This window comes from Tardiphaga sp. vice154, assembly GCF_007018645.1.
Lineage (GTDB): Bacteria > Pseudomonadota > Alphaproteobacteria > Rhizobiales > Xanthobacteraceae > Tardiphaga.
In genome coordinates this window covers 2828393-2847383 of the sequence record NZ_CP041399.1, presented here as the reverse complement: position 1 = coordinate 2847383, position 18991 = coordinate 2828393, and the positions used below count along the sequence as shown (strand labels likewise).

Here is an 18991-nt window from a genome sequence, read left to right as displayed (position 1 = left end):
TGGTGGCCTGGTATGGGTGTCAGGCCATTTTAAGCCACCGCGCCCGCGTTGCCTGAAAATAATCAAAGACCCCCTTCAACCACGACGACGCAATCAAAAGTTTCATTAATGCAATACCGCTAGGATTCCCGTTACACCCCGGCGAGCGCAGAACCGCGTTTGACGAACAAAAGTGAGCGGGAATAGCATGCTGCGGAATTTGGGCATTACCACGCGGATCACGGCGGCGCTCGCTCTGGCCTCTACCATGACCGCGGTGGTAATGCTGCTCGGAGCGATGTGGGTGATCGGCGGCATTGTCGATCGCGCCGATCAGCGCGAGTTGCGCAGCCATTTCGATGCATTGCAGTCTCGGCTGCACCAGGAATCCCAACGCGCCGCCGCGATGAGCGCAGTTGTCGCTTCGATCCCAGCGGTGCAGGACGCGATGGCGCGCAATGATCGCGACGCGCTGATCAAGCTGTTCGGCCCCGGCTTCGCATCGCTGAAGGCGAACTACGGCGTCGATCAGTTCCAGTTCCACGTTGCGCCCGCGATCTCCTATCTGCGCGTGCATCAGCCCGCCAAATTCGGCGACGATCTCGCCGGCTTCCGCAAGACCGTGGTGGCGGCCAATGTCGATCGCAAGCCGATCGTCGGACTTGAGGGCGGCGTCGCCGGCCTCGGCATTCGCGGCGTCGTGCCGGTGGCGCAGGCCGGCAAGCATCTCGGCACGGTCGAATTCGGCCTGACCTTCGCCCAGCCGTTCTTCGACGAGTTCAAGCGCACCCGCGGCGTCGACGTGGCGTTCCATGTCGCCGGCACGGATGGGTTCAAAGTCTTCAGCAGCACGCTTGTCGGCCGCAGCTTCTTTACCGCCGACGATTATCGCGGCGCCGGCAATGGCGCATTCATCGTCCGCCAGGATCGCCTCAACGACCGCCCGGTCGCCGCTTTGCTCGGCCCGATCCAGGACTTTTCCGGCGCCTCGATCGGCGCCGCCGAGATTGTGATGGACAATACCGACTATGTTGCCGCGATGGATCGCGCGCGCAATCTGACCATCGGCATGGCCGCGATCGCTTTGCTGATCGCCGCCGCCGCCGGCTATCTGATTGCCCGCGGCATCTCGCGGCCGATCCATACCATGACGCGTGCGATGCGCGACGTTGCCGACGGCAATCTCGACGTCGAATTGCCGGCGCACCGGCGCAACGACGAGGTCGGCCAGATGGCGCAGGCGGTCTTGGTGTTCAAGGAAAACGCGATCCGTGTCAGCCTGCTGCAGTCCGAGCAGGAGCAAGCCAAGCTGCGCTCCGAACAGGACCGCCGGGACACTTTCGCCGCCCTCGCCGACAATTTCGAGGATCGGGTCCGCGGCGTCGTCGATAGCGTCGCGAGCGCGGCGTCCGACATGCATTCTACCGCGCAGTCGATGTCGCAGATCGCGGAACAGTCGCAGCAGCAGACGCTGGTGGTCGCGACCGCCTCGGCGCAGGCCTCCGACAATGTGCAGACCGTGGCCGCGGCGGCGGAGCAATTGTCGGCGTCGATCAACGAGATCGGGCGACAGCTCGCGCAATCCTCCACCGTGGTCAAACGCGCGGCGGACGGCGGTCAACAATCCAACCAGCGGATGGAAAGTCTGGCGGCGGCGGCGCAGAAGATTGGCGACGTGGTGGCGCTGATCAACCAGGTCGCGAGCCAGACCAATCTGCTGGCGCTCAATGCCACCATCGAGGCGGCGCGGGCCGGCGAGGCCGGCCGCGGCTTCGCCGTCGTTGCCAGCGAAGTGAAAATGCTGGCGACGCAGACCGCGCAGGCCACCGACGAAATCCGCGCCCAGATCAGTTCGGTTCAGGTCGAAACCGCCGGCGCGGTACAGGCGATCCTGGCGATCTGCGCGACGATCGGCGAAGTCGATGAAATCTCGTCCTCGATAGCCTCGGCGATGGAACAGCAGGGATCTGCGACGAAGGAAATCGCCCGCAACGTGCAGCAGGCGGCCGAACGCACCGGCGACGTGACGCGCAACATTTCCGGCGTCACCGCAGGCGCCACCGAAACCGGCGATGCGGCGCGCCGCGTGCTGGGATCAGCGACCGTTCTCTCCGCGCATTCGGAAACGCTGCGCGACGAGGTCAACCGCTTCCTAATGAGCATCCGCGCCGCCTGACGCCTGAATCAGCGCCGCACGATGGTCCCGCTCTTGCCGACCAGTTTCGCCAGTTGCCGGAAGCGGCTGCCGACCCGGTCGGCGACGAGATCGACCAGGCGATGCTCGAACACCAGCGACATCTTGCGGTCCTGCACCGAAAAATGCGTCGCCGGCAGCACGCCGGGCCGCGCCGCGGAGATCAGATGCGCCACCCGGAACAGCGCGCCGAGCACGCGCGCGCGCTCGACCTGCGCCGGCGTCACCAGCGCACGCACCAGTTCCGGCGGCTCGTTCTCGGCGCTGAAGCCGGCGTAGCGGTAATAAACGGACAGGGCGAGGAAGGCGCGACCGTGATGATCGACGGAGCCGAAATTGCCGTTGGTGATCAGATGTAGCGTCTGCTCGCCCCGGTAGTCGGGATGCACGCGCCAGCCGATGTCCGACAGCAGGCAGGCGACATGGCGCAGCCGCTTGTCTTCCGGCGTCTCCGGCAGCTTGGCGACGCGAACGAAGCGGTCGCTCCAGCCGATCAACTCTTCGCCGTGCTTCGCCGAGCGCGACAACAGATGATTCAGCGTCTGCGCTGCCGCCACCAGGCCATCTTCGGCGCGCCTGGCGAGGGGCAGCATCTCGTACATCAGCCCTTCGCGCACGCCATAGGTTGAAAACACGATCGTCGTCGGCTTGCCGGTCAGGATGATGTTTTCCAGCACCAGGGCGGCATAGACCAGCAGCGGCTGGCGCGCTTCGGCGATCGATTCGATATTGGCGAGGATGTTGGCGGTGGCCAGCCGGCGCAGCCGGCGGACGAAATCCAGCGCTTCGGCCGCGGGTAGTGAATAGCCGTGCATCACCCGCAGCGGATAACCGCTCTGGATGATGTGCAGCCGCGCAAGCGCGCGCCAGGTGCCGCCGACCGCGTAGAAGGTGCGCCCGGTCGCAGCACCGAGCTGCGGCACGCCGACCAGAGCGGTCTTGACGATCCTCTCGGCCTTCTTCGGCGATTTCTGCGAGGCATCCTGCAGCGCCAGACTGCCGAGCGGCAGCGTCACGCCCTGGCGGACGCGGCTGCCCTTGACGTCAATCAGTTCGAGCGAGCCGCCGCCGAGATCGCCGACCAGCCCATCCGGCCTGTGTACGCCGGAAATCACGCCAAGCGCGGAGAGCTTGGCTTCCCGCGGACCTGACAGGATCTCGATGCTGCAGCCGCAGATCTTCTCCGCTGCGGCAATGAAATCCGCGCCGTTCCTGGCGTCACGCGCCGCCGCGGTGGCGATCGCATGAACGCGGCCGACCCTCATGATCCGGCACAGCGCCCGAAAGCGCTTCAGCGCCGCCAGAGCCTTGGTCACCGCGCCAGGCGCCAAAAGGCCGGTGGATTGCACCTCGCTGCCGAGGCCGCACAGCGCCTTTTCGTTGAAGATCGTGACAAGGCTGCGGGTCAGCGTCTCGTAGACGACGAGACGCACGGAATTGGAGCCGATGTCGATCACTGCGACGCTGGCAGCGCGTTGTTTGGGACGCGCTACCACGTGGTGCAATCCTTATGACGAGGCCTGCTTCTCCGACCGCCGTGTAAGCCGCTTCGGTGACGATTCCTTGAGAGATTTACCACGGCCGGACAGACTCGGATTCGTCATGAAGTAATTATGCAGGTTGAATGGCTCCTCGCCCTTCGCCGCCTTCATACGCGTTGACGACCCGTCGGGCAACAATTGCCAGCTCTGTTCGGTGTCCTTGAGGTTCGCCACCATGATCTGTTCGAGCACCTGCTGATGCACCGTCGGGTTCTGCAGCGGGCACAACACCTCGACACGACGGTCGAGATTGCGCGGCATCATGTCGGCCGACGAGATGTAAAGCGCGGCCTTCGGGCTCGGCAGGCCGAAGCCCATGCCGAAGCAGTAGACGCGGCCGTGTTCGAGGAAGCGGCCGATGATCGACTTGACGCGGATGTTCTCCGACAGGCCGGGCACGCCGGGCCGCAGGCAGCAGATACCGCGCACGATTAATTCGATCTGCACGCCGGCATTCGAGGCCTCATACAATGCGTCGATGATGTCGGGATCGACCAGCGAGTTCATTTTCAGCCAGATCATGCCGGGCTTGCCGGCGCGCGAAAACGCCGCCTCGCCGCGGATGTGCTCGATCATCCGCTTGCGCAGCGTCAGCGGCGACACCGCCATCTTCTCGATGTCGGAAGGTTCGGCGTAACCGGTGATGTAATTGAAGACGCGGGCGGCATCGCGGCCGATCACGGGGTCGGAGGTGAAATACGACAGATCGGTATAGATCCGCGCCGTCACCGGATGGTAGTTGCCGGTGCCGGTATGCACGTAAGTTGCGAGCGTGCCGCCCTCGCGGCGCACCACCATCGACAATTTGGCATGAGTCTTCAGTTCGAGGAACCCATAGACCACCTGGACGCCGGCGCGTTCGAGGTCGCGCGCCCAGCGGATATTGGCCTCCTCGTCGAACCGCGCCCGCAGTTCGACCAGGGCGGTGACCGACTTGCCGGCCTCGGCGGCCTCAACCAGGGTTCGCACGATCGGCGAGTTGTTCGAGGTGCGGTAGAGCGTCTGCTTGATCGCCACCACGTCGGGATCGCGCGCCGCCTGCTGCAGAAACTGGACGACAACGTCGAATGATTCATAGGGATGGTGGACAACGAGGTCCTTTTTCCGGATCGCGGCGAAAATGTCGCCGCCATGGTCGCGCACCCGCTCCGGATGGCGCGGCACATAGGGCACGAATTCGAGGTCGGGCCGGTCGAGCCGGGTCAATTGCGACAGCTCGTTCATGGCCAGCACGCCGTCGACCAGAATGATCTCGTCGTCGGACGTGGCCAGTGCGCGCTGCACGAATCCGCGCAATTCGGCCGGCATGGTCGCCTCGATCTCGAGCCGGATCACCGACCCTCGCCGGCGCCGCTTCAGCGCCGACTCGAACAGTCGCACCAGATCCTCGGCCTCTTCTTCCACTTCCAGTTCGCTGTCGCGAATGATGCGGAACGCGCCCATGCCCTTGACCACGTAGCCCGGGAATAGCCGCCCGATGAACAGGCCGGTCGCCTGCTCCAGCGCCATCAGCCGGACCGCGCCGTCCTTGCCGGTATTCGGCAGACGGATAAAGCGGTCGATCTTGCCGGGCATGCGGATCAGCGCGTTCATCGGCCGCCCATCGGACACCCGCGCCAATTGCAGCGCGATGGTGAAGCCGAGGCTGGGGATGAACGGGAACGGATGCGCGGGGTCGATCGCCAGCGGCGTTAGCAGCGGAAAGATATTGTGGAGGAAGTGGTCCTCGATCCAGGCGCGCTCCGATTTGGAGGCATCCTTGCCGTCGAGCAGCACGATGCCGACATCGGCCAGCATGCTGCGCTGATCGCGCCAGATCGCCTGCTGGTCCTGCCCGAGCTTGGACACCGCGTCGTTGATCAGCACCAATTGTTCCGACGGCGTCAGCCCGTCCGGGCTGCGTTCGGTGATGCCCTCACGAACCTGCGCCTTCAGGCCGGCGACGCGGACCATGAAGAACTCGTCGAGATTATTGGCCGAGATCGAGAGAAAGCGCACCCGCTCGAGTGCCGGGTGTCCGGGATTGACCGATTCTTCGAGGACGCGGCGGTTGAAATGCAGCCAGGACAGTTCGCGATTGATGAAACGCTCGGGCCCGGAGGCGACCATGGAGGCCGGTTCGACAACGCCATTTCTTTCTTCAATAACAATGTCTTGTTCGGATTCCATAAGGTAACGATCCATCTAGTTCAGACAATGACGCAGGGCGGGCGATCTGCTGCAAACCATCTGTGAGCCGTGTGACAGCGGGATGACAGGATGACCCTGTCAGGCGCCCCGTCAAGCTGCGCCATTGGTCGCACCGACCCGCGCTTGTCGGCCCACCGTCACGCGCCGCGCAGCAATTCCGCGGCCAGAGCGCGCGTCACCGGACGCCCCAAGCGCAACGCCTCGGTATCGAGCATTTCCACGGCCTGCCGCGCCGCGGCAAAAGAGCGTTCGATCCGGCTGGCGAGGAAGCTGACCACGGTTTCATCGATGCTCATCTGGCGGTCGGCACAGAATTTGACGATCAGCGCGCGAAACAGCTGGTCGTCCGGCGCCGTGAGCTGCACGACCGGCACGGCCCGCAACCGCGAGCGCAGGTCGCGCAATTCGATCGGCAGCGCGGCCGGCGCGATCCGCGCGGTAATCAGCACGTAGGCCTCGTCCTCGCGCGCCAGGTTCAGCAGATGAAACAGCGCGCGTTCGTCGAACGATCCGGCGTTGAGGTCCTCGACCACCAGCGCGCCGGTCGCCAGCGCGGCGGGCACATTGGCGGCGGTGAGCGCATGCGCCGTGGTCGAGCGAGCGCCGGATGTCTCCGCCCAAATCGCCGCCAGATGGCTCTTGCCAGAGCCCTCCGGCCCGACCAGCAGCATCACGCGGTTCGGCCAGTCCGGCCAGCGCTCGACCAGACCCAGCGCCTCGGCATTGGCCGGGCCTTCGAGGAAGTTGTCGCGCGACAGGCTTTCGGCATGGGGCAACGCGAAAGCCAGCTGACGAGGGGGGATTCGGGAGGCCACGCCGTCACTCCGTACCGGGACGAGCAGGCTCGATCGAGCTCATGTGACGCATCCACTCAACGAGATAAAACGACACAGACAAGAGCGTCAAAAATGTCACAAAACCCATTAAAATCAAATCGTAAGGTGACGATTCGAACCTAAATCCGAGGGACGCCAGAATCAATGCAGCGAACGCCACCTGGGCGACCGTGTTGAGTTTGGAGACCATCAGCGGCCGCATCGGCATCGGCTTGCCGAACAGCCAGGATACCAGCACCGCACTGACGATCATGATGTCGCGCGACACCACCAGAATCACGATCCAGCGTGGCACCGCCCCCCAGATGCCGAGCGCGACGTAGATCGACACCAGCAGCGCCTTGTCGGCCAGGGGGTCGAGCAGCGCTCCCAGTTCGCTGGCCATGTTGAACCGCTTGGCAAGAAAGCCATCGACGGCGTCCGAAATCCCCGCCACCACGAACAGCGCGAAGGCGATCTCCATCTGGCCGGAGGCGATCGCCCATACGATGACCGGCACCAGCAGGATGCGTCCGAGGGTGATGATGTTGGGGATACTCAACAGTTGCTTCCTGGTCGGTCGGGCTGCAATCCGGGCGATCGATGCCCTGGCCGGCTGAATGTGTACATAGTCCATACCGCTGTGGCTTGCGAGCATTGCGCGCGACTGGAATCCGACGTAACCAGCCGAAAATACGTCGCTTTGCTTAACGCCAGGAAACCGGCCATGACCGACCCGAAAAAAGGCCTCACCTATGCGGATGCGGGCGTCGACATCGATGCCGGCAACCGGCTGGTCGATCTGATCAAGCCGATGGTGCGCGCCACGGCGCGCGCCGGCGCGGATGCCGAGATCGGCGGTTTCGGCGGATTGTTCGACCTCAAGGCCGCCGGATTCACGGATCCGGTGCTGGTGGCGGCGACCGACGGCGTTGGTACCAAGGTCAAGATCGCCATCGAGTCCGGCTACCACCAGGGCATCGGCGTCGACCTCGTCGCGATGTCGGTCAACGACCTCGTCGTGCAGGGCGCCGAGCCGCTGTTCTTCCTCGACTACTTCGCCTGCGGCAAGCTCGACCCGGAAGCCGCGGCCATGATCGTCGCCGGGGTCGCCGAGGGTTGCCGCGAATCCGGCTGTGCGCTGATCGGCGGCGAGACCGCCGAGATGCCCGGCCTCTACAAGGATGGCGACTACGACCTCGCCGGCTTTGCCGTCGGCGCCGCCGAGCGCGGCACCCTGCTCCCGACCCGGGATATCGAGGCCGGCGACGTCGTGATCGGCATGGCCTCCTCCGGCGTGCACTCCAACGGCTTTTCGCTGGTGCGCAAGATCGTCGAGAAGACCGGGCTGGCCTGGACGGATCAGGCGCCGTTCCTGCCCTTCATGACGCTCGGCGCAGCCTTGCTGACCCCGACCCGGCTATACGTCAAATCCTGCCTGCGCGCGGTGCGCGAGACCGGCGGCGTCAAGGGCTTCGCGCACATCACCGGCGGCGGCTTTACCGACAACATCCCACGCGTGCTGCCGAAGGACCTCGGCGTCCGCATCGACCTCACCGCTCTGACGGTGCTGCCGGTGTTCAAATGGCTGGCGGCCGAGGGCAACATTGCCGAACTCGAACTGCTGCGCACCTTCAACTGCGGCGTCGGCATGATTGCCATCGTCAAACCCGACGCCGTCCCGCAGGTGCTGGAAACTCTCCGCGAGGGCGGCGAGACGGTCAGCGTGCTTGGCGAGGTGATCGCCGCTGATGGCGACGAGCGCGTGGTCTATGACGGCCATCTCGAACTGACGCAGTGAGCTGACATGCGCCGCGTCGCCATTCTGATTTCCGGCCGCGGCTCCAACATGACCGCGCTGATCGAGGCTGCCCGGGCCAACGGCTTCCCCGCCGAAATTGCGCTGGTAATCTCCAACAGGGTCGACGCCCCCGGCCTGGCTGCGGCCGCGCAAGCCGGCGTCGAAACGCTGGTGATCGAGAGCAAGCCGTTTGGCCGCGATCGCGCCGGCTTCGAGACCGTTCTGCAGAAAGCGCTCGACGACCACCGGATCGAGTTGATCTGCCTCGGCGGCTTCATGCGGCTGTTCACCGCGGATTTCGTGCAACGCTGGTACGGCCGGATGCTCAACATCCACCCGTCGCTGCTGCCCTCCTTCCCCGGCCTCGACCCGCATGGCCAGGCGCTGCGCGCCGGCGTCAGGATCTCCGGCGCCACCGTGCATTTCGTGATACCGGAAACCGATGCCGGCCCGATCGTGATGCAGGGCGCCGTCAGCGTCGCCGATGACGACACGGCCGACACGCTGGCCGCGCGCGTACTCGGCATCGAGCACAAGATCTACCCGCAGGCGCTGCGGCTGCTGGCGACCGACGCCATCCGCATCGACGGCGATATCTGCCGCGTGCGGGCCGGAGCCTCTACCGGCGACGACCTGATTTCACCGACTCTCACCTAGCAAGGAACCAAACCATGGCGGACGCCGATCTGGATGTCGTCATCCGGCAGATTGCCAAACAGCAGAACAAGACGGTGCTCGCTGCCGCCAAGAAGCGCCGCGACCATTTCGCAGCGCTGGCCGCGAAGGCCACCGATCCCGGGAAGAAAGAACGCTTCAAGCAACTGGCCAAGGACGCGCTGGAGCACGGCATGTTCGCTGCGAAGCGCCTGATGACGTCTGCCGACAATGCCGCCGACAGCTACGCGCGCGCGATGCGCCTGGCGATGGACGCGCCGATCGCCAAGGCGGTGGCGGCAAAGAAGGCGCCGGTCGCCAAGGCCCCGGCCAAGACGGCCGCGCCCGCCAAAAAGCCGGCAAAGAAGAGCGCTAAGAAGAAAGCCTGATCAGTAGGGTAGGCAAAGCCGCGGCGCGCAACGCGCGGCGCGGCGTGCCCACCGCCCGCGAGGGTGGGCACGGCGCATGTGCGCCTTTGCCCACCCTACACGAGTGCCTTAAGCGCTTACGCCGCGTGGCTGACCACTTCGTTGATCCGGCGGCGGCGCCACAGCGTGCCGACGCCCAGCACGATGAGCACGCCGAGCAGGCCGCAGGCGATCTCGCCGCCATGGCCGCCCGACGTGAAGCGGGTCGTCAGGCCGATCGCGGTCATTACGCTGTCGAGCCCCGCCCCGACCGAACCGTTGAAGATATGATGCACCCACGGCATCACCGCGGGATCGGAGGCGATCACTTCGCCTGCGACCCAACCGAGCAAGGCCGCGCCGAGCCAGACCAGCACCGGCAGCCGGGTCAGCAACGCCATGATCAGCGCCGCACCGGCGACGATCAGCGGCACGCTGATGGCGAGGCCGAGGATCAGGAGCGGCACGCTGCCATTGGCGGCGGCAGCCACCGCGATGACGTTGTCGAGGCTCATGACGATGTCGGCCACGACCACGATCTGCACGGCCGCCCACAGATTCGAAGCGGCGTGAACGCCGTCGTCCTCCTGCTTCTCCGGCACCAGCAGCTTGGCCGCGATGACGATCAGCGCGAGGCCGCCGATCAGCTTCAGATACGGCAGTTCCATCAAGGTGGCGACGATGCCGGTGAAGATGATGCGCAGGATGACAGCCGCAGCGGCGCCGAGGATCATGCCCCACATCCGCTGCTTCGGGGCCAGCCCGCGGCAGGCCAGCGCGATCACCAGCGCATTGTCGCCGGACAACAGAACGTTGATCCAGATGATCTTGCTGACGGCGAGCCAGAACGCGGGCTGCTGCATTTCGACCTGGAACTGAACAAAAACCGATTTGATCGTCTCTGGATCAAAAATATTCAGCAACCAGTCCACAGCACGCCCCCCTTTATGATTATTTTCCGGCCTGTACCGGCCATCGGATAGTGTCGGCTGCGGCGCGATTTCGCGCCGCAGCCGGAATCGGCGTTAGCCGACGATCTCGTTGCCGGAGAAAAACTGGGCGATCTCGATCGCCGCGGTTTCCACAGCGTCCGACCCGTGCACCGAGTTCTCGCCGATCGACTTGGCGTGCGCCTTGCGGATGGTGCCTTCGGCGGCCTTCGACGGGTCGGTGGCGCCCATCACGTCGCGGTGCTTGAGCACGGCGTTCTCGCCTTCCAGGACCTGCACGACCACCGGGCCGGAGATCATGAAATCGACCAGCTCGCCGAAGAACGGACGCGCGCTGTGCACGGCGTAGAAGGTCTCGGCCTGCTTGCGGGTCATCAGGATGCGCTTCTGGGCGACGATGCGCAGACCGGCCTTTTCGATGATGGCGTTGATCGCCCCGGTCAGGTTACGCTCGGTCGCGTCGGGCTTCAGAATCGAAAAGGTACGCTCGATCGCCATGATTTTATCCTTGAAAACTGCCGTGGGATGATGGCCGGGCTTATATCGACGCGCCGTCGATACGGCAAGCGATCCGACCGGAGGCCGAGCGATACCATCCCGGCTATGAAAGGCAGAAGGCCTTCATGGTTTTTTGACTCAAATGCGCTGCAATCGAGAAAACAGGAAACAATTGTCGGATACCGGACTTAACTTGGTAATTCAACTGCCACGAGCATGAAGTGGACGACTGATGCAAAAGCGAATCAATACCGCAGAGGAGTCGATCGACCGCCTGACCAGCGCCTCGATCTGTACGGCGATTGGCGAGCGGCTGCGTCGCAACCTGAGCACCGAGAACAGCCAATTACCCTTGCACCTGCAGGACCTGATTGACCAAATGCAGCGTCAGGACGACGAGAATGCCCCACCGGCGCGTTGATGCCGTTTTGTTGCGATCCGAGGCCTCTCGGGCACAATCATCTTGCCTTTGTGCGCTGCAGCGGTGACAACCCCGCATGCTTTCAATCACAGACATTTCGATCCGGATCGCCGGCCGCCTGCTCATTGACGAGGGGTCGGCGCAGATTACGCCCGGATCCCGGGTCGGTTTCGTGGGCCGCAACGGCGTCGGCAAGTCGACCCTGTTCCATGCCATTCGCGGCGACCTGCCGCTGGAAACCGGCAGCATTTCGATTCCGCCACGCTGGACCATCGGCAGCCTTGCCCAGGAAGCCCCGGACGGCCCGCCGAGCCTGATCTCGGTGGTGCTGAAGGCCGATCTGGAGCGCGCCGCGCTGCTCAAGGAAGCCGATACCGCCACCGATCCGCACCGGATCGCCGAAATCCAGACCCGCCTCGTCGACATCGACGCCCATTCCGCGCCATCGCGCGCCGCGGCCATCCTCAGCGGCCTCGGCTTCTCCACTGCGGATCAGGAGCGCTCCTGCTCGGAATTCTCCGGCGGCTGGCGGATGCGCGTGGCGCTGGCGGCAACGCTGTTCTCGGCACCGGACCTGTTGCTGCTCGACGAGCCAACCAACTATCTCGATCTCGAAGGCACGCTGTGGCTTGAGGACCATCTCGCCAACTACCCGCGTACCGTCATCGTCATCTCGCATGACCGCGACCTGCTCGACACCTCGGTCGACCAGATCCTGCATCTCGACCGCGGCAAGCTGGTGCATTATCGCGGCACCTACTCGGCCTACGAGGAATTCCGCGCCAACAAGGAAATGCTCGACGCCAAGAACGTCAAGCGCCAGGAGGCCGAGCGCGCCCGGCTGCAGTCGTTCGTCGACCGCTTCAAGGCGACCGCCTCCAAGGCCCGTCAGGCACAGAGCCGCGTGAAAATGCTGGAGCGGATGAAGCCGATCTCGGCGCTGGTCAACCAGGACGTCCGCGAGATCGTGTTTCCGGCGCCGGAAAAGATCCTGTCGCCGCCGATCCTCGCGGTCGACAACGTCTCGGTCGGCTACGACCCCGCGCATCCCGTGCTCAACCGCGTCACGCTGCGCATCGACACGACGGATCGCATCGCTTTGCTCGGCTCCAACGGCAACGGTAAATCCACGCTGGTGAAGCTGCTCGCCAACAAGCTCAAGCCGTTCTCCGGCGAGATCACGCGCGCCGAGAAGCTCTCGATCGCCTACTTTGCGCAGCATCAGCTCGACGAGCTGGTGATGGACGCCTCGCCCTACGACCACGTCCGCAAGCTGATGCCGGAGGCGCATGAGAGCAAGGTGCGCGCGCGGGTCGGCACGATCGGATTCTCCGGCAAGGCGGGCGACACGAAAGTCAGCAGCCTGTCCGGCGGCGAGAAGGCGCGCCTGCTGCTCGGGCTCGCGACCTTCTTCGGCCCCAACATGATCATTCTGGACGAGCCGACCAACCATCTCGATATCGACAGCCGCGCGGCACTCGCCGAAGCGATCAACGAATATCCCGGCGCCGTCATCATGGTCTCGCATGATCGCTATCTGATCGAGGCATGCGCCGACCAGTTGTGGATCGTCGCCGACAAGACCGTCACCAATTTCGACGGCGACCTCAACGACTACCGCCGCATCGTGATGCAGCAACGGGGCATGCGCGCCAGCCCGCGCGACCGCGCCGCCACGGCCGAAAAGGGCGTCGCCAAGGATAAGGGCGCGCCGAAGGTCAAGGAAAAGAAGCTGCCGCTGAAGCAGCGCGTCGCCGAAGCCGAGACCGAGATGGCCCGCATCACCGGCATCCTCGCCAAGATCGACCTGGCGCTGGCAACGCCCGGTCTGTTCAAGAAGGATCCCAAGCAGGCCGCGCAGCTTGGCAAGGCCCGCTCCGGCGCGGAAGCTGCCCTCGCCCGCGCCGAAGAAGCCTGGCTCGCGCTCAGCACGCAGTACGAGAACAGCTGATCCCGTGTCCCGGACGCGGTGCAGCGTGCAACGCTGCTCCGCAGATCCGGGATCATCCCAAACGCCGGCGCTTGCGAAGGCCCCGGATCAGCAGCGCACCCCGCCGCAAGATGCGGCGCAGTGCGCAGCATCCGGGGAACGAGAAACTTCGGCTCTTGTGAGTGTTACTTAGGTCGCCGCGCGCTTCTTCGCGGCCTTCGGCCGTGCGGTCCGCGGCTGCGGGGCGGCTTCCGGCCCGCGCTCGACCATCGTCAGGCGGCCGGCCGTAAAGGTGTAGATGCCGGCACGGTCGCCGCGGGAATAGGTCAGGATCGCGACGCGGTCGCCGCGTCCGTTGTTGGACAGCGCGACGCTGTCGGGCGCGCCGGCGCCGCGAACCACATCGCATTCATTATGCCCGAGCGCGACCACACCACTATAGGAAGGCGCAGCCGCCGTGCCGTCGGCCATGGCATCGGGTCCCGGCGCCATGCCGGGGCACGAACCGTCGGCGCCGACGAGGTCGGCCTGGGTGACGGGCTTGTCAGGGGTCAGCGGCGGGGTTTCGATCGAGACGTTCTTGATGAAGACGCGGCCCGGCTTGGAGAACCAATTGGCGTCCTTCGACAGCAGATCGGTCTGGAACATCTCACCGCCGACGCCGGCACAACCGGCCAGCAGGGGTCCGGCGCACACGAGGGCCAGCAACGAAATCCGATAACGCCTGTCCTGTCGCACGATCAGCTCATCCCTACCCGGCACGCCACGTAAGCTCCTGTAGCACCACTGCTTTGCGGCGCCACCATGACATCGGCCGGATTGTCCCGGCGAATGGTAGAATTATCGTAAATGGCCGGTAATAGCGAGCCGACCTAGTTCTTCTTCTGCCAGCGGCCGCGCTCGTCGGTCTGCCAGTAGGTGGCGGCAAAGCCCCTCGCCTTGCAGTCGGTCCAGGCGGCACGCGCCGCAGCCAGAGCCTCGCCATCGTCGCCGTTGAACACCAGCACCATGCGCTCATAGCTCTCGCCATCCGCCGGGATCGCGGCGTTGTCGACAAGGAAGCGGACCTGCGCGCCGTTCGGATTGTCGGCGCCGATCGACAGCAGGATCGGCTGCTCGGCGGCATCTGCCGCAAGCCAGGTGGCATGCGGCAGGAACGAATCCTCGGTGTAGGTCCACAGATGCGCGTCGAGCGCCTCCGCCCGCTCTTCCGAAGTCGACTGCACGACGACCCGCCAGCCGCGCGCGAGAGACTTCTCGAGCAGCGGCGGCAGCACCTCTTCCAGCGACTTGTTCTGCAGGTGATAGAACAGGACCTCGGTCATGCCGCGGCCTCCTCCACCCGACTACTTCTTCGCCTCGTAATAGTCCGACACCAGCCGGTCGAGCAGACGCACGCCGTAGCCCGAGCCCCAGCTCTGGTTGATCTCGGTCTTCGGCGCGCCCATTGCGGTGCCGGCGATATCGAGATGCGCCCACGGCGTATCGCCGACGAAACGCTGCAGGAACTGCGCCGCGGTGATCGAGCCGCCATTGCGCGCGCCGGCGTTCTTCATGTCGGCAAACTGCGAGTCCATCATCTTGTCGTATTCCGGACCCATCGGCAGCCGCCACACCTTCTCGCCGGTCGACTGGCCGACCGCGTAGAGCCGTTCCGACAATTCGTCGTTGTTGGAGAAGAGCCCGGCATGCTCGGTGCCGAGCGCGACCAGGATGGCGCCGGTCAGCGTTGCCAGATCGACCATGAATTTCGGCTTGAACTTCTCTTTGACGTACCAGAGCACGTCGGCCAGCACGAGGCGGCCTTCGGCGTCGGTGTTGATGATCTCGATGGTCTGACCGGACATCGAGGTGACGATGTCGCCGGGACGCTGCGCGTTGCCGTCCGGCATGTTCTCGACGATGCCGATCGCGCCGACCACGTTGCACTTCGCCTTGCGGCCGGCCAGCGCATGCATCAGGCCGACGACGCAGGCCGCGCCGCCCATGTCGCCCTTCATGTCTTCCATTGAGCCCGACGGCTTGATCGAAATGCCGCCGGTGTCGAAGGTGACGCCCTTGCCGATGAAGGCGACCGGCTGCTCGCCCTTCTTGCCGCCGTTCCAGCGCATGATCACCATGCGGCCGGGCTGCGTCGAGCCCTGCGACACACCGAGCAGCGCGCCCATGCCGAGCTTCTCCATCGCCTTGATGTCGAGCACCTCGACGGCCACGCCGAGCTTCTTCAGTTCGGAAGCGCGGCGGGCGAACTCGACCGGAAACAGCACGTTCGGCGGCTCATTGACGAGGTTGCGTGCCAGAATCACGCCCTCGACGACATTTTCGTCGGCCGCAAACGCCTTCTTGGCGGCGGCGACGTCGCTGACCGCGATCGACACCGCGACGTCGGTCGCCTTGTCGTCGTCATCCTTCTTCTTGGTCTTGTAGCGATCGAAGGCGTAAGCCCGCAGCAACACGCCGGAGGCGAGCGAGGCCGCCTGCTCCGCGCTCATCGCGCCCGACGGCAGTTCGGCCATCACGGTGACGGCTTCGGCGCCGCGCATCTTGCCGGCCAGCACGCCGCCGAACTTCAGCACGTCGGTTTCCTTGATGGCGTCGGCCTTGCCGGTGCCGATCACGATCAGCCGGCCGGCCTTGAGGCCTTCCGGAGCCAGGATATCGAGCGTCGAGGCGCTCTTGCCCTTGAAATTCGAGGACGCAGCGGCGCGCTTGACGACCGCGGCGGTATCGCCGAGGCCCTTCAGGGTGGCGGCGCCGAACTTCAGCGCGTCGTCGCAGAACACCACCAGAATGCCGCGCGCGGCAGCGGAAAATGGCACGAAGCCGACCTTGACGGTGTCGGGCATGGGAAATCCTCCAAAAGTCTGGGCTGTCGCAGAGGTCGGCGCGAGAATCCGGTCGGTGCGGCGGGGTCATCTGTTTTGTTGTCGCCACAGCGCGAGCCGTCAAGGCCGTTCGGCGACCCGACCTGTTGGATTGATCTTTTTTCGCGGGGACGACGTTGAGGGTCCGCGCGCCGCGCGAGGTAAGAGATTGCGGCTGCCGCCGGAACAAGCAGGGGCCCGTCCATCTCCGTGTCCCGCCCGCCACAGAAACACATTATTAACCGTATCCTCGCCCGGGCCACCGCACGGCCATTTTGTTGACCAATCAAAGAGATGGTAAGGGTGAATGTAATTGGGCCTGAAGCGGCCGCGTGACCCTGGGGGGTCTCCTTGAACGGGGATTGGGACGCGCGGATCACTTGCAGGTCAGCGACGGGGAACGCTCGGACCGATGGGGTCTATCGACAAATACATCTTCCGCACGACGCTGGCGTCGTTTGCGCTGGTTCTGGTCAGCCTGACGGGCGTGATCTGGATCACGCAGGCGTTGCGCGGGATCGATCTGATGACGAGCCAGGGCCAGACCATTCTGACCTTCCTCGGCGTCACAAGCCTGGCTATTCCCGTGCTGGTGCTGGTGATCGCGCCGATCGCCCTGATGATCGCGATCTCCCACACCCTCACCAAGCTCGCCACCGACTCAGAGATCATCGTGATGAACGCCGCCGGCCTGTCGCCGATCCGGCTGTTCCGGCCGTTTCTGTTCGCCACCATCGTGGTGGCGGTGCTGGTGGCCTTCATCGGCTCCTACCTCGCGCCCGACGGCATGCGCCGGCTGAAACGCTGGGACGCCGAGATCACCGCCGACGTGCTGTCCAACATCCTGCAACCCGGCCGCTTCGCGCAGCTCGACCAGAACCTGACGATCCGGATCCGCGAGCGTCAGCCCGGCGGGCTCCTGGTCGGCATTTTCGTCGATGACCGCCGCGACCCCAAGGAACGCGACACCATCATCGCCGACCACGGCACCGTCATCAAGAATGGCGATGGCTCTTACCTGATCCTCGAGGACGGCAATCTGCAGCGCTTCGAAATCGGCAAGAAGGACCCGACGATGGTGGCGTTCGGCCGCTACGCCTTCGACATGTCGAAATTCTCCAACCGCAGCAAGGACGTGAGCTACGGCATTCGTGAACGCTATCTGTGGGAACTGATGTCCCCACCCCCGGGCGATCCGGTCTATGCGCAGATGCCCGGCCAGTTCAACGCCGAACTGCACGACCGCTTCCTGTCGCCGATCTACCCGTTCGCCTTCGCCTGCCTCACTTTTGCGTTCTTGGGATCGCCGCGCACCACGCGGCAGAGCCGCAATTTCTCGATGGGCTGCGCGATCGGCGCCGTGTTTGCGATCCGGCTCGCCGGCTTCGCGCTGTCGGTGATGGCGGCCAAAACGTCTTCCGCGGCACTGGTTCAATATCTGATGCTGGCCACAGCGATCGGCGCCAGCGTCTGGATCATCGTCAGCGGCGTCGTGATCGAGCCACCCGCCGGGCTGATGGAGGCGATCAACCGCTCCAACGCGCGGCTGCTGCGCTGGTCGCGACTGGGTCGGCGGCCCGTCGCGACATGAGCATGATCACCAACACCATCGGGCGATATTTCGCCGGCCGCTTCCTGGTCGCCGCAGTCGGCGTGTTCCTCAGCATTTTCATGCTGCTGGTGCTGGTCGATTATATCGAGATGGTGCGGCGAACCTCGGGGCTGGCTTCGGTGTCCGCCCTCACGGTGGCGCTGACCTCGCTCTACCGGGTGCCGCAGCTGCTCGAAAAGATGATGCCGTTCTGCATCCTGATCGGCGCCATGACCTGCTACCTCGCGCTATCGCGGCGGCTCGAACTGGTGGTGGCGCGCGCTGCCGGCGTCTCCGCCTGGCAGTTCATCTCGCCGGCTTTGTTCGCGGCGCTGGTGCTGGGGGCGCTGGCGACCGTGGCCTACAATCCGATGTCGGCCAATTTGCGCGAATTGTCGAAGCGCATGGAAGCACAGATGTTCGGCGACACGCCGGGTGGCGGCGTGCAGGACGCCAACGGGTTCTGGATCAACCAGGTCAACAGCGAGGGCCAGGCCATCATCAATGCCGCGCGCTCCGAACAGCAGGGCATTCTGCTCACCGGGCTGACCGTGTTCCGCTTCGCGCCCGATTACGCCTTCCTGGAGCGCATCGAGGCCCGCGAGGCAACGCTGGAGCCCGGCCGCTGGCTGTTCAAGGGCGTGCGGCGCTTTACCCTCGATTCGCAGGCGGTCGAGCAGGACAGCATGTACCTGGCGACGTCGCTGACCCCGCTGCAGGTGCGAAATAGTTTTTCGACCCCCGAAACCGTGTCATTTTGGCAACTTCCTTCGTATATCAAATCGTCGGAGAGTTCGGGATTCGCAACCGCAGGTTATCGTCTGCAGTATCACAAACTCATCGCACAGCCGTTTTTGCTGGTCGCGATGGTGTTGCTGGCGGCGTCGGTGAGCCTGCGGTTCTTCCGCATGGGCGGTGTCCAGAAGATGGTTTTGAGTGGCGTGGGCGCAGGCTTTCTGCTCTACGTTTTGTCGAAGGTGACTGAAGATTTGAGCAAGGCCGAGTTGATGCATCCGATAGCCGCCGCGTGGCTGCCCGTTACCGTGGGCGGCCTCACCGGCTTTTTAGCCTTGTTGTACCTGGAGGACGGTTAGTTGACCGTTGTCACCCCCACCCCAGGTCAGGCGTATCCCGGTTCGCGCACCTCTGCGCGCGG

At 64.7% G+C, this 18991-nt stretch carries 17 protein-coding genes; 8 read left to right on the top strand and 9 right to left on the bottom strand.

Annotated features, from left to right (window positions below; genetic code table 11):
- The first annotated feature begins 187 nt into the window (after window positions 1-187).
- Window positions 188-2155, top strand: a complete 1968-nt coding sequence (locus tag FIU28_RS13310) for a methyl-accepting chemotaxis protein (protein ID WP_143573616.1) — start codon at window positions 188-190, stop codon at window positions 2153-2155.
- Between the two features lie 8 nt (window positions 2156-2163).
- Here FIU28_RS13310 and ppx read toward each other — a convergent pair whose 3' ends face one another.
- The 4 genes from ppx to FIU28_RS13290 all read right to left on the bottom strand — a co-directional run bounded on the left by ppx (window position 2164) and on the right by FIU28_RS13290 (window position 7281).
- Window positions 2164-3669, bottom strand: coding sequence for an exopolyphosphatase (ppx, locus tag FIU28_RS13305; protein ID WP_143573614.1), 1506 nt, complete (start codon window positions 3667-3669; stop codon window positions 2164-2166).
- A 12-nt stretch (window positions 3670-3681) separates the two neighbouring features.
- A complete protein-coding gene (locus FIU28_RS13300) occupies window positions 3682-5883 on the bottom strand; it encodes an RNA degradosome polyphosphate kinase (RefSeq protein WP_143573612.1) in 2202 nt (733 codons plus the stop codon).
- Window positions 5884-6041: 158 nt separating this feature from the next.
- On the bottom strand, window positions 6042-6719 hold the full coding sequence (locus tag FIU28_RS13295; protein WP_143573610.1) for a DnaA ATPase domain-containing protein: 678 nt from the start codon (window positions 6717-6719) through the stop codon (window positions 6042-6044).
- A 4-nt stretch (window positions 6720-6723) separates the two neighbouring features.
- On the bottom strand, window positions 6724-7281 hold the full coding sequence (locus tag FIU28_RS13290; RefSeq protein WP_143573608.1) for a CDP-alcohol phosphatidyltransferase family protein: 558 nt from the start codon (window positions 7279-7281) through the stop codon (window positions 6724-6726).
- Window positions 7282-7446: 165 nt separating this feature from the next.
- Here FIU28_RS13290 and purM point away from each other — a divergent pair, with 165 nt between their 5' ends.
- From purM to FIU28_RS13275, 3 genes are read left to right on the top strand one after another with little or no spacing between them, the layout of a single operon-like run.
- A complete protein-coding gene (gene purM, locus FIU28_RS13285) occupies window positions 7447-8520 on the top strand; it encodes a phosphoribosylformylglycinamidine cyclo-ligase (RefSeq protein WP_143573606.1) in 1074 nt (357 codons plus the stop codon).
- A 6-nt stretch (window positions 8521-8526) separates the two neighbouring features.
- On the top strand, window positions 8527-9177 hold the full coding sequence (purN, locus tag FIU28_RS13280; protein WP_143573604.1) for a phosphoribosylglycinamide formyltransferase: 651 nt from the start codon (window positions 8527-8529) through the stop codon (window positions 9175-9177).
- Window positions 9178-9191: 14 nt separating this feature from the next.
- Window positions 9192-9563 carry a hypothetical protein gene (locus FIU28_RS13275; RefSeq protein ID WP_143573603.1) on the top strand — a complete coding sequence of 124 codons (372 nt, stop codon included), beginning with the start codon at window positions 9192-9194 and terminating at the stop codon, window positions 9561-9563.
- Between the two features lie 116 nt (window positions 9564-9679).
- On the opposite strand, the gene FIU28_RS13270 is transcribed toward FIU28_RS13275, so the two are convergent.
- Both FIU28_RS13270 and ndk read right to left on the bottom strand, forming a co-directional pair.
- The gene (locus tag FIU28_RS13270) at window positions 9680-10513 is read right to left on the bottom strand and encodes a TerC family protein (protein ID WP_143573601.1); all 834 of its coding nucleotides are present in this window, start codon (window positions 10511-10513) and stop codon (window positions 9680-9682) included.
- Between the two features lie 93 nt (window positions 10514-10606).
- A complete protein-coding gene (ndk, locus tag FIU28_RS13265; RefSeq protein ID WP_143573599.1) occupies window positions 10607-11029 on the bottom strand; it encodes a nucleoside-diphosphate kinase in 423 nt (140 codons plus the stop codon).
- Between the two features lie 232 nt (window positions 11030-11261).
- On the opposite strand from ndk, the gene FIU28_RS13260 reads away from it, so the two are divergent.
- Window positions 11262-11450, top strand: a complete 189-nt coding sequence (locus FIU28_RS13260; RefSeq protein ID WP_143573597.1) for a hypothetical protein — start codon at window positions 11262-11264, stop codon at window positions 11448-11450.
- Between the two features lie 76 nt (window positions 11451-11526).
- A complete protein-coding gene (locus FIU28_RS13255) occupies window positions 11527-13401 on the top strand; it encodes an ABC-F family ATP-binding cassette domain-containing protein (protein ID WP_143573595.1) in 1875 nt (624 codons plus the stop codon).
- 168 nt (window positions 13402-13569) lie between these two features.
- On the opposite strand, the gene FIU28_RS13250 is transcribed toward FIU28_RS13255, so the two are convergent.
- From FIU28_RS13250 to FIU28_RS13240, 3 genes are all read right to left on the bottom strand, one after another.
- Entirely contained in the window at window positions 13570-14028 is a 459-nt protein-coding gene (locus FIU28_RS13250; RefSeq protein ID WP_246660999.1) for a hypothetical protein, read from the bottom strand.
- Between the two features lie 224 nt (window positions 14029-14252).
- Window positions 14253-14705, bottom strand: coding sequence for a DNA polymerase III subunit chi (locus FIU28_RS13245; protein WP_143573592.1), 453 nt, complete (start codon window positions 14703-14705; stop codon window positions 14253-14255).
- Between the two features lie 21 nt (window positions 14706-14726).
- The gene (locus FIU28_RS13240; protein ID WP_143573590.1) at window positions 14727-16226 is read right to left on the bottom strand and encodes a leucyl aminopeptidase; all 1500 of its coding nucleotides are present in this window, start codon (window positions 16224-16226) and stop codon (window positions 14727-14729) included.
- Between the two features lie 430 nt (window positions 16227-16656).
- Here FIU28_RS13240 and lptF point away from each other — a divergent pair, with 430 nt between their 5' ends.
- Together lptF and lptG are read left to right on the top strand one after the other, a co-directional pair.
- Window positions 16657-17835 carry an LPS export ABC transporter permease LptF gene (gene lptF, locus FIU28_RS13235; RefSeq protein WP_143573588.1) on the top strand — a complete coding sequence of 393 codons (1179 nt, stop codon included), beginning with the start codon at window positions 16657-16659 and terminating at the stop codon, window positions 17833-17835.
- Entirely contained in the window at window positions 17832-18929 is a 1098-nt protein-coding gene (lptG, locus tag FIU28_RS13230) for an LPS export ABC transporter permease LptG (protein WP_143573586.1), read from the top strand. Before lptF ends, lptG begins: the two co-directional genes overlap by 4 nt.
- Window positions 18930-18991: the final 62 nt, after the last annotated feature.